12 protein-coding genes and 2 pseudogenes are annotated in these 14,117 nt (G+C 36.3%); 1 reads left to right on the plus strand and 13 read right to left on the minus strand.

Annotation, left to right across the window (positions count from 1 at the left end; all coding sequences use genetic code 11):
- Positions 1–167: 167 nt before the first annotated feature.
- Together AWH02_RS09245 and AWH02_RS09250 are read right to left on the minus strand one after the other, a co-directional pair.
- Positions 168–839: a CPBP family intramembrane glutamic endopeptidase gene (locus AWH02_RS09245; RefSeq protein ID WP_060553466.1), complete on the minus strand. Its 672-nt coding sequence runs from the start codon at positions 837–839 to the stop codon at positions 168–170.
- A gap of 192 nt (positions 840–1,031) precedes the next feature.
- Positions 1,032–2,618 carry an ATP-binding cassette domain-containing protein gene (locus tag AWH02_RS09250; RefSeq protein ID WP_060553464.1) on the minus strand — a complete coding sequence of 529 codons (1,587 nt, stop codon included), beginning with the start codon at positions 2,616–2,618 and terminating at the stop codon, positions 1,032–1,034.
- 243 nt (positions 2,619–2,861) lie between these two features.
- Here AWH02_RS09250 and AWH02_RS09255 point away from each other — a divergent pair, with 243 nt between their 5' ends.
- Positions 2,862–3,725 (plus strand): Rgg/GadR/MutR family transcriptional regulator, encoded by an 864-nt coding sequence (locus tag AWH02_RS09255; protein ID WP_060553463.1) that lies wholly within the window; start codon positions 2,862–2,864, stop codon positions 3,723–3,725.
- A gap of 226 nt (positions 3,726–3,951) precedes the next feature.
- On the opposite strand, the gene gggC is transcribed toward AWH02_RS09255, so the two are convergent.
- The 11 genes and pseudogenes from gggC to AWH02_RS09305 all read right to left on the minus strand — a co-directional run bounded on the left by gggC (position 3,952) and on the right by AWH02_RS09305 (position 14,109).
- Positions 3,952–5,493 (minus strand): streptosactin export ABC transporter GggC, encoded by a 1,542-nt coding sequence (gene gggC, locus AWH02_RS09260; RefSeq protein WP_060553461.1) that lies wholly within the window; start codon positions 5,491–5,493, stop codon positions 3,952–3,954.
- A 115-nt stretch (positions 5,494–5,608) separates the two neighbouring features.
- Positions 5,609–6,463 (minus strand): annotated as a pseudogene (locus AWH02_RS09265) (ADP-ribosylglycohydrolase family protein).
- Positions 6,464–6,503: 40 nt separating this feature from the next.
- Positions 6,504–7,121, minus strand: coding sequence for an SAP domain-containing protein (locus AWH02_RS09270; protein ID WP_060553459.1), 618 nt, complete (start codon positions 7,119–7,121; stop codon positions 6,504–6,506).
- Between the two features lie 104 nt (positions 7,122–7,225).
- Positions 7,226–7,354, minus strand: coding sequence for an ADP-ribosylglycohydrolase (locus AWH02_RS10790; protein WP_081041928.1), 129 nt, complete (start codon positions 7,352–7,354; stop codon positions 7,226–7,228).
- Between the two features lie 11 nt (positions 7,355–7,365).
- Positions 7,366–8,172, minus strand: coding sequence for an alpha/beta hydrolase (locus AWH02_RS09275; protein ID WP_060553457.1), 807 nt, complete (start codon positions 8,170–8,172; stop codon positions 7,366–7,368).
- Positions 8,173–8,358: 186 nt separating this feature from the next.
- The gene (locus AWH02_RS09280) at positions 8,359–9,039 is read right to left on the minus strand and encodes an RpiB/LacA/LacB family sugar-phosphate isomerase (RefSeq protein ID WP_223358675.1); all 681 of its coding nucleotides are present in this window, start codon (positions 9,037–9,039) and stop codon (positions 8,359–8,361) included.
- Between the two features lie 18 nt (positions 9,040–9,057).
- Positions 9,058–9,675, minus strand: coding sequence for a DNA alkylation repair protein (locus AWH02_RS09285; RefSeq protein ID WP_060553454.1), 618 nt, complete (start codon positions 9,673–9,675; stop codon positions 9,058–9,060).
- A 127-nt stretch (positions 9,676–9,802) separates the two neighbouring features.
- Positions 9,803–10,684, minus strand: a pseudogene (locus AWH02_RS09290) (aminoglycoside phosphotransferase family protein).
- Positions 10,685–10,804: 120 nt separating this feature from the next.
- A complete protein-coding gene (gene aac(6'), locus AWH02_RS09295) occupies positions 10,805–11,233 on the minus strand; it encodes an aminoglycoside 6'-N-acetyltransferase (protein ID WP_060553453.1) in 429 nt (142 codons plus the stop codon).
- Between the two features lie 88 nt (positions 11,234–11,321).
- Positions 11,322–12,692, minus strand: coding sequence for a 23S rRNA (uracil(1939)-C(5))-methyltransferase RlmD (rlmD, locus tag AWH02_RS09300; RefSeq protein WP_060553452.1), 1,371 nt, complete (start codon positions 12,690–12,692; stop codon positions 11,322–11,324).
- 85 nt (positions 12,693–12,777) lie between these two features.
- Positions 12,778–14,109 (minus strand): LCP family protein, encoded by a 1,332-nt coding sequence (locus AWH02_RS09305; RefSeq protein ID WP_060553451.1) that lies wholly within the window; start codon positions 14,107–14,109, stop codon positions 12,778–12,780.
- Positions 14,110–14,117: the final 8 nt, after the last annotated feature.

The following is a 14,117-nucleotide window of genomic DNA, read 5'->3' on the forward strand; positions in this document are numbered from 1 at the left end:
AAGTAGGGAATATTAAAAAGCCTTGGAGACTAGGCTTTTAGTTATTCAAGTTTTTAGAAAGATTCCTTACTTTTCTGAATCAAGTCATCTAGCCCACTTTTACTGATAGTGACCATTACCGTCCTAAAATGAAAATTCTTTATTAGCTAGATGACTTTAAAATCTTTCTAGATATACATCATTAGCAAAAGAATTCCTGTAGTATTTCCTAGAATATGAGAAAGTGCAGAAATCAAACAATTCCCAGACTTTTTATAAATCATTGCATAGATGATACTATCAACAAAAATCATAAAAATATCATAGCTTACAAGTCCAACACTTCCACTAGAAATATGGGCTATCGCAAACAATAAAGAAGATAGAATGGCACAAAGCCAAAATGGTAGAATTCTCATTGACTTACCAAGAAAGAAGCCTCTCCATGCAATTTCTTCCCCCAAGGCTGCGATTACTATTTGAACCATAAGGAGTGGTATTTTATCAAAGGATAACATACCATTCGTTCTTCCCAAAACATGACTAGTAAAAGCGCCCTTAAATACAATATCGCCAATAAGCAATGTTGCCACAGCGGATCCTACAGGAAACAAGACCAAAAGAATTACTCCTTGTTTTTTAAGATCATCGAAAAATGATTTAAAGCGCAAGCCCGATTCTATATGTGATTTTTTCTCCAAATATTCAAGAACAAAGAAAAAGAGAATACCAATCAGTACGGTGAGACCTGATAAAGAAAGTTCAGGTATTATCTTTGTCAAAGACAATACTGCCATTAGAAACAAACCAATGATAGTAGTATAAAAATACTTTTTACCTATTTTATCAGAATCAGTCATAACAATATTGCTCCTTGATTTAGTAAGACGACATCAATATTTTTATCGAACAATATAAATTCCAATTTCCTAATCAGGATCAATAGCTGTGAACCTTATTTTATAACCATTATTTGTATATAGAAATTCTATTTGAAGTGTCATATCAAGTAATTCAGAATAACAATTCATTTGATAGCTATCGGCAACCTTTTATTGATTAGGATCACTAGACTTATAATCCTCAATCCTGATTATATCATCATAATTATCTTCTGTAAATTTATGAGCAATTTCTATAATAGTACAATTTTGGGAATAAATCAGTGCACGAATTTCTTGAGCATTCATATCATCCAATGAAGCAGTCACTTCATCAACAAGTAAGATCGGCTTAAGTCTGAGCAAGCATCTTGCAATCTCTAATTTCATCATTTGACCACCAGATAAGTTTTGACCATTAAGTTTAGTCTCAAGATTATTCCCCATCTCTTCTAGAAGGTTTACTTTCTGCAAAACATCACGTAAATTACTATCAGAAATTTCCTGAAATAACGTTAAATTATCTCTTAAACTACCATTAAATATATACGGTTTTTGATGTATTAGAGACACCTTGTTATAGGATAGTTCATAACAAGTTCCTTTTTCATTTTCAAAATATAAATTTCCGGAAAATTCAGTATCTTCACCACTTAAAATTTTAAACAAGGTTGATTTTCCACTACCACTTGCTCCTGACAGTAAAATCTTTTTTCCAAAAGGAATGTCCAAAGATAATCGTTCAAAAATGAGCTTATCTTCAAATGACTTACTAAGATTTCTACCATAAATCCTCAATTTTTCCTTTGAAGTTTTAATTTCTATTTCTTCATCATCATTATTTCTCATATTTAAAATGAAAACCATCTTATCCCTAATAAACTTAGCTGACTGCAAGCTAGAGGTTCCTTCTAAAAGTTGTTGTAATGGAGAAATTAAATTCATTGACGCAGTCATCATGGCTAGTAAAGTTGTAAGTGTGATAGAAGTTGACTTAATAAAAAACAAACCTATCATTAGTGGAACCACTAAGCCAATTCCTTTTAGAGGGCCCGTCCAAAACATGACCAGATTATGACTAGTAAAATATCGGTATTGTTTTTTCTCCGTATTCCTGATTTCGTCCAAAACATGGGATGAAAACTGTTTACTTGCTTGATTACTACGAATTGTATCTATTCCTTTTGTAAAATCTGTAATAGATGTCATACTATTTACTCTCGCTGTACTTAGCTCCTCTCCTCTCTTCTGCAACATTTTATTAAATATAAACTGAGGTATAATCATTAAAAATCCCCCGATTGTAAATAGCAGACCTACTTGGATATTTTGTAGGAGGAGATATGACACTGAAGTAAGAATAGATAATACGTAGATGGGATAAACTATCAAAGGAACTAAGTATTCCTGCCAAAACATTGGAATATCCTGTGTTAAAAAGGAGTTTAGCTCCTCAGAGGTATAATTTATTCTTTTTTGATAAAAATTTTCAATAGCCTTTTTAGAAATTAGGACATTAAAATCTTCAATTATTGTACGTACTAAGATGTTATTTATATACATACAAGCATAAACAAATATAAATAGTAGCACTCCACCCAGTCCAAATGTTAGAACCATCTGAGTATTATTCACGTCAATTTCCCCTGCAATCTGTATGAGAAAAGACGTAAGTAAGCCTTGTAAAGAATATAGCATAGAAAATAGTATATAGACAAATAATTTTAATTTTGATATATTCTCTAGAATTGTCTTCATATCATTCAACCTTTAATTCTTAGTTTACTTTATTAGATAAGATAGCGAGTTCAAAATTTTGTATAATATTTTGTTGCATTCTTTTACACTTTTCATCAAAGTTACGTTCGTTAAAAATATCACGCTTTGGACAAGCGCGTATTAATAATTTCATTTACAACCATGCTTCTTCTCCTTTCATTTTTAATGCTTCTATTATATAATGTTAGAAACTTAAGAAGGAGAAATTTCGGAAATCCGAACATGAATAATCGAGAAAAATTTAAAGCTATTCGAAAGCAAAGAAAACTTTCCCTAAAAACACTCGGAAAAATTGCTGGCTCTGCAACAAGTATTTCTGACTTTGAAAATGGCCATACTAACCTTTCTAAAGATGTACTCTTTAAACTGTTAGGATTCATGATAGTTGAAATTAATGAATTTTTTGAGTGGAAGGATTTTCAGGATGATGATTTTTACAAAATAATACAACAAATAGAGGATGCTTTGAGTAATAACGGTATTCAGACACTCTCTAAAGTAAAAAAAGAGCTTTTGGAGTTATCTTCGAAAAAAGAGCAATATATTTATCTTATTATCTCACTCGTTCTTGAGGTTATGATCTGTGAACTACAACAGGAGACAGTTAAACAAGAGGCCATACTTCAGTTGACAGACTACTTTTTTTCATTAGAATATTGGACGAACCTTGACGTAGGATTATTTGGAAATCTCGTCCCATATTTCACAACTGAAGCTCTGGTGGTATTCACTAATACTATTCTAGATAGTATTCCTCAATCACTAAAAAATAACCTTGATCGAATCAAGATTGATACAGTCCTAAACTGTCTTTCTGCTTTTATTGAACGAAAAGAGCAAGGAGCAAGTCAAAAACTTCTATGCTTACTGTTCCAAAAGAAATATCCAAACTACTTTTTATTTGAAAAGCTTTATCTACATGAACTTCAGGCCATGTCTGACTATCTATGGGGAAATAGGGAAAAAGCCATAAAAACACATAGTACAATCCTAGAAACAGTTAATATCATTCTCAGTCCTGAAACGATGAATGAATGGGATGATTACTTTAAAAAAATTACTAAGCAAAATTCTAATTTGGGTTAGTGAAGAAATCTTTTTAATTTCCAGCAATTATACTAGTTTTCAAGTTGCAATCTCCTCTGATCTATTCATAATCAGCATAAAATAAATAGGCTACACTAAACTATACTCCATATAGAAAATGTTTTCCACTAGAATGGAAATTCTATGTCTAATAAAGTGTAGCCTATTCACCAACTTGCAAAAAGGAGTGGCCTCTGCCACCCCTTTTTGTAAACTATGTATCATTTTATTTATCCAGTTTTATCACCTTATCATAGCGCTTCAAGTCCTCTTCGCTGTATTGATGAATCACTTCTACGAGTGCTTGTGGGAGAGAGAATAGAAGCTGATTGATTTTCTCTTGGTTTTTTAGATCCAGATTGGCTTTGACCTCGTCAGCCAGGATAAATTGACGATTGTGATAGAGAGCACGGGCAATTTCTAGCCGCTGCTTCTCACCGCCCGACAGAGTTTGGTTGCTAGGTGTTTTGCCTTGGAGACCTTTCAAACCGGTTTGCTGCAGGATTTCCTCCATCCTTCTGGAATCCAATTCTTGTCCCAAAGCAATGTTTTCCTCTAGACTCAATCCATCAAAGACATGACTGGACTGGAGAATGTAGGCTCCTGCCTGATAGAGTTCATCTGAGCTTAGCTCTTGTCCATGGTAACGAATCCGACCTTGACTAGGCTTGATTTCTCCATAGATGAGGTTAAGTAAGGTTGTTTTCCCAGATCCACTTTCTCCGATAATGGCAATCTTTTCCCCTTCCTCAATGGTAAGGTCGCAAGGGGCTAGGATTTCTTGACCATCACGCTCTACGCTGACTTGCTCCAGCTGGATAGGAAAGACGGAACTTTCAAGAACAGAAGGCATTTTCCACTCCTCTCCCAGCAAGTTTTGATATTTATCGCAGAGAGACTTGGCTGATTTTCTAGTATTGATAAAGTAAGATAGCTCCTGAAATTGGTAGCCGATATTGTGCGATACTAGGTAAATCCCAACAAAGCTGGCTGCAGATAGGTAGTTATAATAAGTCATGAAACCACCAATGACAATAGGCGCAACCGAGCAAAAGGCATCAATTCCATTGATAAAGAGGCTGTTTAGCATCCGCTGCTTTTCATAGGCAATTTCTTGCTCTAAAGCCTTGTGTAAATCTTTGGTAAACCGTTTGTAAAACAAGCTTTGTCCCCGATAATGCCGTATGGAACGAGCACCCACAATCATATTGGTCACTTGAGAGACGTAGCCTTGGTTAGCTAGGGATTTCTGTTTAGTAATCGTATCCAGGCGTTTGGAACCTATGCTACTACAAAGAACTGGTATCGAATAAAAAATGATAAAGAGCAAGCCGAGATAAAAATTAGTCCAGAGAGCATAACAGATAGAGACCGTTGTAAATCCCAAAGAAGAAATGATAATGACAGTCGGCTCAATATAGTTATCTTCTAGCTGTTTCACATCATTTTCCAGGTCGGACAAAACCTCTTCATCCGCTATCCGACGGCTATATAAAAAAGTCTGAAAGATGGCCTGCTTAATGCCCGACTTAAAGTCCGTCAGCACTCGTGCATAGTAATAGCGTTTCCCAGCCAAACCCAGCAAGAGAATCAAATTTCCCACAATCCCCCAAATCAAGACCTGCCACAGCAAATGCAACTGGTGATTGGTAAAACTAGAGACAATATACTGAATCAAAGCTGGTGTAATGACAGCCTCCAGCCAGGTAATCATAATCGCCACAAAATAGAAGAATAAATACTTTTTAGTTACATAAGATCTAAGCATAACGCATAAACCTCCTGAAGTTATTTACCAACTTAGATGGTCGTTTTTTATCTAGATGGGGATATAAGGGCTTAATATTTTGTATAAAATGTGTATGTAACACCAAAAGCCTCTATTATCCTCCTAGAATGAACTTTTTCCATCGGCTAATTACATCCTTTAACGGCTCATCTAGATAGGAATAGGCCTTTTCCTTGATCCAGTCCGGAATGCCATATGCCGCCTCAGCTATACTCCCCGTTATTGCAGCAAGTGTATCACTATCGCCACCAAGAGAGATGGCATTTCTAATAGCATCTTCGAAGTCTCTACTTTCCAGAAAGGCAATAATGGCCTGAGGGACAGTTTCTTGACATGTTTCATTGAAACGATAGTTAGGACGAATTTCATCTAGAGTTTGAGATAGATTGTAGCCATACTCCTGCTCAATATGATCCTTGATCCGTCTTTTGCACTCTGTAGGATTGTTATTGATTGGTTGCTCATAATCCCCGCAATAACCTCCAAAGTAATAACGACACAGAAAGATAGCATCAGTTGTCGCCATGGCTCCCTTGATACCTTCTGGATGATTATGGGTGACTTCTGCAGAGAGTCGTGCAAGCTCTCTAGTTGATGGCGTCATACCAGTTCTCGCACAAAAACCACAGTCCATAAGCCAAGCACAGGGAGAAACACGCATAGCAGATCCATTTCCAAAGCTATTATAAGGCTCACGATTATCACTATTGATCTAACTACTAAACCGAGCACCGTAGCCCGCATCGGGATACATTTTTCCATATTTCTTCATGGCGTCGATAAAGTTATCTTTCTGACCACCCTTCATAATAGCCTCAGCAACAGCGCAGGTCATAACAGTGTCATCTGTGAAAAAGCTGTCTTCACGAAATAAAGGGAAATCCTTTGTCTTAATATTATCCCACTCATAGACAGAACCTACAATGTCTCCAATAATTGCTCCTAGCATGGTATTCCTCCTTACGAACTATTGGTTTAGACTGACATTTCTACTTGCCATACTCTTTTATTTTATCAGCATATTCGGTTAAAAGATTCTTTGAGTAAATTTTTTCATTTTTTGAATTTCTAACTTCTTTCCAAAGAATAGAAGCAACTTTTAACTTGTTGGAGTAGTTGCGACTATTTTCGTCTGCACAGAAATCCTTTAAAAATTGATTCCATTGACAAACCGAATGATCATACTTGGCATAGTCTGAATTTCCATAATAAACTTTTAGCATATCTTGAATGGTAAAACTTAAATCATGTTCTCTTTTTACTTTTCTCCAAGCAGTAGCCATATCAGCAGTAAATTTGAATGGTGAAACATCTGTTAAAGTTGAGAAATATTCTCTAAAGTGTGCGTTAAAGGAGAATCCGCATTCAAGTAAGGGCGTATCTAAGTTAACGACTTCTACTCGTTTCTTATTTCTTTTTGTTGATGATTTTTTAATCAAATTTCCCTTAAAGTACTGCTCAATAATATCATTGAGTTCTTGTTTTGTACCTCTATTTTCAAGCCCTAATGACTTGCATATCTGTGAAAGTTCATCACGATACCAATAGTATTTATTAAATTCATCAAAGGATGTGATTTTATCAAACTCAGGTCTGATCTCTATCAATATAACACCTCCTTAAAGTCAATTTAGGTTTTCATCTCAAAATAATGGAGTTTTAGTTTCTTTATTCTGAGGATTAGCTACGTTTCACTAACAAACTCACACACTCAGCGGTTCGGACTTGCCGTATCATCTGTGAAAAAGCAGTCTTTCCGAAATAAAGGAAAATCCTTCGTTTTGATATTGTTCCATTCGTAAACTGAACCTACAATATCTCCAATAATTGCTCCTAGCATCCGTTTCCTCCTTATGGCATATCAGATTCGTTACACATTTCTAATGAATCACTCTTTAAAAATGGCACCACCAAATCAATCCACTCTTGAGGTAGATAAGCCGATAAATAGCCGTGATTATAACCCTTTGCTTCATACAAAATTGTATTTGCATGTAGCTGATGAAATAATTTCGCTGATTCTTTCACACAGTTCAATTCTTTTTCACCATAGATATACAGAACCTGAGCCTTGCTAGCAGAAATCATATCTTTCAGCTTGTAAGATCCCATATAGGTTTTGTGAATGGTCACCAATGTTTTGACAGGCGTCCTTGGCAGATCCTCCAAATAATAAGCTTTTATTTCCTCTGGATAAGCGAGTTTAGGATAAATTTTGTTCATCATGCCTAATTGGATTTTACAAGAGAATTTACTAAACATCAGTTTGCCAAATAGAGACACTAGAAAAATGCTGATTTTAGCTAACCTTGGTTGAGGAATACAGAGGCTTCCATCTATGATGGCTTTCTCAGCAATTTCACTGTCTAAAGACAAAAGCTCCATGACAATTTGACCACCAAGTGAAACACCACCGATTGCAAACAATTTCCCACCACAGTTTGCTTTGATATAGTCTAGAATCTCCAAAGCAGAATCTTCAGTAGAAACATAATCAAGTTGATATTCCTCGCCGTGGCCATTCAAAGTGGGTAGAATAATACGGTATTCTTTTGACAAGATTCGTGCTTGACGAAGATAATTCCACCAAGAACTGCCACCACCATGTATCAGTAAAATAGGAGGCAAATTCTTATTACCAAATTCATGGAATTTCATGTTTAAACTCCTTACTGTAGGAATTTCACTAGCTAATTTTCCTTGTTCAATCAGCTCTTAAAAGCAGTACCACACACTCGACATAAGACGAGTGAACATGTATGTATGTGGGAACATGTCTATAAACCTTTTTCGATAGCATAAGGTTATCATTAAAAGGTATTATCCCGACAAACTGTGATTTACTCATTTCATTAAATCAGATATTTCTTTCTCCCCATACGCCTTTACATTTTGAATTACATCCTGTTTCCTCTTGATTGACTCAAACAATGATATATCTAGTACATTTGCGAATTCTTCAAACTGAACCTGCCCGATTTTTCTTATTTTTTTAAGTTTCTCAGCATCTCTTACCTTTCTATCTGCCTCACTTTTGGGGTATCCTTGCCCAAATGGCTCCGAGAAAAGAGCTTCTATTGTTCTTTCAAGATTTTCAGTACCTGACCATGTATAATCTTCACCTAATGGTAATGATATCGCATTTCCATTATTAATCTGAGCAAATAAATAGGCATCATTCGGTGTAGGTGCATATCCGCAAATGACATCAGGCATACTATTACAAGCAAGCATCATTCCTTGTCCGGAAGAACAGCCCGTAACAACGAAATCAACTGTCCTACTTGCCAACAAGATACCTATAAGAATAGAAATTTCTATATACGAGTATTTTTCATTTTCTTCCATCGTACAGCCAAAATTTATAACCTCAGATTTCTTTGGAGCATACTTTAATACAGCATCATAGATTATTTGATTTTTAGTCGCTTGCGAACTTGCTTGAATAACTCCGATTCTCATCATTTCACCTACTACTTCTAATTTAATTATTTCTTTTTCTTTGGTATAGTTCCCTTTTTTCAACTTTATAGCTGATAATTGTCACTTAATAAATTTACTTGCTAACTTGTAAACCTTTTGAATCTCTTTACTTTTAACGTCCCAACTATCAAGTTCTTCTTTGATCAACTCTGGAAATTTTTTGCTAATATCCCTCAAAGCATTACCAACTGATTTTCTAACATATTCACTAGAATCTTCTTTTAATGTTGCGATTCGTTTAATAGCTTCATCTGGATTATCCTTGAAATATGGTCTACTCGTCCATATTCTCAAACCTTCTGTAACAGCCCTTCTGACATTTGGATTATTATTTTGTAGCCAGTCGTCAATAACCGGAAGAGATTTTTCATAACCTGTTTGCTTACAAAATTCATCAAATGCTTTCGCCAATACTTCCTGAACTCTCCAATTATCATCTTTTGAAACTTTATCTCGCAGAAATGCTAAAATATCATCTTGTTCTGATAAGTATCCAAAAAGAAATACACTGTACATTCTAACTTGATATACATTGGATTTAAAGGCTAGAAATGCTAATTCTTTGATATACGCAATATCGTTTGATTGATAGTCAGAAAGAGCTCTCTTCTCTTCTTCTTTGAACCCATTTTCTATTAAAGAAAATTCTTTTTCCAAATTTAAAATATATTCTTTCATGTAACTTGACCCCGAAACAACATTCAAAGTTTCAAGATAATTCTCGATAGGTATTAATAAAGAATTGAATTCGTTATAATATGAGCAAATAATCTTGATATTTTTTCAAATTAATATTTAAACTCTTTTATTCTTCAGTCTTTTTATCAATCAAATACCAACTAGGAATGATTTGTTTCATATCATCATACCATTCCAAAATTTTCTTAGCTTGATTTTGCATTACTGATACTTCTTCTTCTCCATAAGGAATAGCCCATGGAAGAGCTCCAATTAAGTTACTTAGAATTTAAACAGCAAGAAGTTTCCAAAATAAATCTGGGACCTTATCATCAAAGTATCCATCTATCATACCAGATGCGAAAGCGGGAGATACTTGAGCTGACCACACAATACGATTGAACTCCTCCCAAGGATCTCCAACATCAAAACGATCAAAGTCAATCACATAAATCTCTCGATCTTCTCCAATCATGAAATTTCCAATATGATAATCACCATGTTGCAAAACTTGGGGTCTATTCTTTAGTAGTTCACGGTTTTCATTCAAAAAATCAATAAAGACATGACCGCTTTTATATTGGACAGGACATTCTTTGTATTTGGAGATTTTATCATCAATTTTTCGATTAAAAAAGATTTCCCAGTCTTCATAAACTTCTGTAGCAGGAATTGTATGAATTTTTCTAAGTAACCTTCCTGTTTCTATCCCGTAAGTGTATTGTTGGTTTTCAGAATAAGTTAAAATGGTTTCTCTTGCATCTCTAACGTCTATCCATTCGTGTAAAGAATGTACTTCGTCATCGCAGAGTTCAATACTAATTGGTTTACACATCGAAACTCCAAGAGAAGCTACTTTCTCCATCATATCAAATTCAAATTTTTTAGAATCTAACTTCTCCTTATCAGAAATACGTAAGAAGTATTTTTGCTGGTTCTGGTCTGTAACACAATATTTTTTATCATCTGACCAGCCTTTACTTATGGCTATCTTACTAATAAACTCCATCAATAACTCCTCGATTAACTTTACAACATTACTATATTCTTAACTAATGAAAAGTAATTCGTAGTCCGTCCATTTTTTCACACTTCCTAAAGATACATAAATTTTGACCACGTTCTGAAATTATAATTTCTTCTTAAAATGAATAATTCTATTTGCCTCCTGAAATCCAATATTGAGATGAAATCTTATAGAATCCGTATTCGTTAAAGTACAGTCACTTGCAAATTCCTTACATCCTTTATTTTTCGCCCATTCCTCACATTTTGTACAGAGATTTTTAGCAATATCCTTTAAACGATATTCCTCGTCGACAATAATCCCTTCTAAGAATCCAACAGGACTATATTTACAACCTTCAACATAATCAAATCTGAGTGAACATAGTGCTAGACCTACAATTGTGTCACCTTCAACTTCAGTAAAGATTGCAGTATTTTTGCCATTCGTATATTTTTTTACTTCATCAATAGCTTCTTTATAGGTCAATTGGGGCCATAATTGTTTCATTAGTTTAGCCGTTTTTATAGACTCTTTTGTTATTCCATCCATATTGATGTTCCTCCGCAAATTACAAGCAAATGTTTCGAATCATGCTGTTACTTTGTTACTCATTGATTGATACCAATACCATCCCCTTCTACTTTTCGACTGTCTCAGATCGGACGAGCAGTGATACCGCCTCCACATGATGCGTCTGTGGGAATAAATCCACCGGCTGGACTTTCTTCAATTCATATCCCAATTCTCGGTAGAGTTTGATATCACGCGCCATAGTTGCGACATTACATGAAATATAAGCGATGCGGTCTGCTCCTGTTTGACTGCTTGCCTTGATAAAGCTTTCGGTCAAGCCTTTGCGTGGAGGATCAACCAAGATAACGGTTGGTTGGATACCTTCCTTGAGCCAGTTCTTCATGGCATTTTCAGCTGTATCGCAGACATAGTGGGCGTTGGTAATCCCGTTGATTGCAGCATTCTTCTTGCTATTCTCGACTGCTTCTGGAATCACTTCAACACCGTAGACTTCTTTGACATGCTTAGCGACAGATAAACCAATCGTTCCGATACCTGAATAGGCATCGATAACCACGTCATCTTCTTTTAACTCTGCAAAGTCAATGGCCGTTTGATAAAGCTTTTCAGCCATTTGAGTATTGACCTGGTAGAAGGATGGCCCAGCGATTTGGAAATCATTTCCCAACATTTGGTCAGTAATGTAATCTTGACCATACAGTGTCCGCCACTCCTTACCAAAAATCGCATTGGTATTTTGGTCGTTGATATTTTGCATGACAGACACAATTTCTGGGAACTGCTTGATGACTTGCTCAATCAATTGCTCCACTCGGAAAATTTTAGGACGTGTAGTCACTAAGATAACCATGATTTGTCCTGAATAGTGAGCACGACGCACCACAAGATTTCGAATCAAACCAGACTGTTCCTTTTCATCATAAGGTTTCAAATCAAAACGACGGAGCAGATCTCGAAGAGCTACTACGACTTGGTCAATGACAGGATCCTGGATAAAGAAATCTTCAAGGGGCATGAGATCATGCGAATTCTTACGGAAAAAGCCAGTTTCCAAGACACCATTCACTCGACGAACAGGCACCTGCGCCTTATTTCGATACTTGACTGGATTCACCATACCAAGCGTTTCAGCAACTTCTACATCTGTAATGCCAGCTATCTTGTAGAGACTATCCTTGACTTGCTTGCTTTTAAACTTGAGCTGCTCTGGATAGGCAAGATGCCCCAAGTCAGCAATCCCAGTACGTAGATATGCGAGATCTAGGTCTTGATTGCGGTGTGGGGATTGAGTAAGATAGTCCTCAACTTTCCCGTAACCAATCTTTTTATTGACTTTGAGAACCCGCATAAGGATTTTTTCAGTTGGAAGAGCATTTTCTACAAAGAAAACCAGGCCATCAACCTTGGCAACCCCAGCACCTTCATGAGTCAAATCAACAATTTCAACTTCTACAATATCATTTTTCTTTAACATATTTTTCTCTTTCTGCTTTATCACTCTGCCATTTCCAAAAAGAAAAGGTAGAAACTTGTCCTACCTTCCATTATATCATAGATATCTATCTCAAGCCCATTTGCTGTAATTTGGCTTTATAGGCTTCAAAGTCGATCAAGAGACCTTGGCCACCGTACATGTCATACGCATCTTGCCAGTCACCTAAGTCAGGAATGGTGACACGTTCAACTCCACCAGCTGCCCCACTCAAGAGAGACCAGCTATTGGTCAAAGGGAAAGTGTAAGGTAGATTTGTAGAGGTCATTGCATAGACCTTACCCAAAGCCTCTGAGCCTGAAAAGAGTTTCATTGGATTTTTGGATTGCTGAATCACTGCTGTCAATACTTCCTGCTGGCGACGAGTCCGACCAAAGTCACCTTCGTCGTCCTTACGAAAACGCGCATAGTTAAGCAAGGTTCTGCCATCCATCCGTTGCGGACCGACTTTAATCGTTTGATTGGGAACCACGCCATCCTTCATATTGAGATCATCTGGGACTTCTACTTCCGTTACAGGCTGGCCATCAATCGTTGAAAATTTTGCATTCATCTCAACGCCTTCTGGAAAGAGCGTGTCAATAGCTGTCGCAAAGGTTGAAAAGTCTACCAAGGCATAATATTTGATATTGATATCAAAATTATCCTTGAGCATTTCACGCACCAATTCTGCCCCCTGGTGATTATTTTGCTCACCAATGGTATAGGCTGAGTTGAGCTTCTGATCATACTCGCCAGGCTGACTGACACCTTCAATATTAACAAGAGTATCCCGCATGAAGCTGACTAATTTCAGTTTCTTGTCTTTGCCACCAACATTGAGAACCATGATGGTATCAGTTCTCGTTTCATCAGAAGTCTGTCCAACACGCCCATCCGTCCCTAAAATAAGGATATTGGTTCCATTTGGACTATCTTCGCCATGAAAGACTTCAGCTGTTGGTTTATTTTCAGCTGGTACTGACCAGACTCCTTTGATAAACATGACAAGCATTCCAGCCAATACTAGAACGATAAAAGTAAGTACCCATTTCAAGACACGACCAAAGGTCCATTTTTTCTTGCGTTTTTTGGGTTTCTTTTCCTCTCCCTCGGGACCTGAGTCAGTCTGACTTGGCTTTTCTATTCGCCGTTTTTTAGGCCTCTCAGCTTTTTCAGTCTGTTGCCGATCCTTTCTTCGGTTTGTTCTATTTGGGTAAACAGGTAAAGATTCTTCCAACTTGTCAGAAACAGGCTTTTCCTCTTCTCTGTAGCTAGGCTCAAAAATCTCTCCCTGAGCCTTACGCATCAGATAGTTATATTCTTCCTGTTCCCGCTCGTTTAAGTAATGAAAGTTTTTATATAAATAATCTAAACGTAATTGTTCATGATGGCTCAGATTGTCTTGTTGTTTCGCCATATTTCCCC

Origin of the sequence: Streptococcus gordonii (assembly GCF_001553855.1) — a bacterium.
Lineage (GTDB): Bacteria > Bacillota > Bacilli > Lactobacillales > Streptococcaceae > Streptococcus > Streptococcus gordonii.

Excerpts from the sequence above, each read along its gene's own strand:
- AWH02_RS09245 (WP_060553466.1), bottom strand. The coding sequence starts at position 839 with ATGACTGATTCTGATAAAATAGGTAAAAAGTATTTTTATACTACTATC.
- AWH02_RS09250 (WP_060553464.1), bottom strand. The coding sequence starts at position 2,618 with ATGAAGACAATTCTAGAGAATATATCAAAATTAAAATTATTTGTCTAT.
- AWH02_RS09255 (WP_060553463.1), top strand. The coding sequence starts at position 2,862 with ATGAATAATCGAGAAAAATTTAAAGCTATTCGAAAGCAAAGAAAACTT.
- gggC (WP_060553461.1), bottom strand. The coding sequence starts at position 5,493 with ATGCTTAGATCTTATGTAACTAAAAAGTATTTATTCTTCTATTTTGTG.
- AWH02_RS10790 (WP_081041928.1), bottom strand. The coding sequence starts at position 7,354 with ATGCTAGGAGCAATTATTGGAGATATTGTAGGTTCAGTTTACGAATGG.
- AWH02_RS09275 (WP_060553457.1), bottom strand. The coding sequence starts at position 8,172 with ATGAAATTCCATGAATTTGGTAATAAGAATTTGCCTCCTATTTTACTG.
- AWH02_RS09285 (WP_060553454.1), bottom strand. The coding sequence starts at position 9,675 with ATGAAAGAATATATTTTAAATTTGGAAAAAGAATTTTCTTTAATAGAA.
- rlmD (WP_060553452.1), bottom strand. The coding sequence starts at position 12,692 with ATGTTAAAGAAAAATGATATTGTAGAAGTTGAAATTGTTGATTTGACT.
- AWH02_RS09305 (WP_060553451.1), bottom strand. The coding sequence starts at position 14,109 with ATGGCGAAACAACAAGACAATCTGAGCCATCATGAACAATTACGTTTA.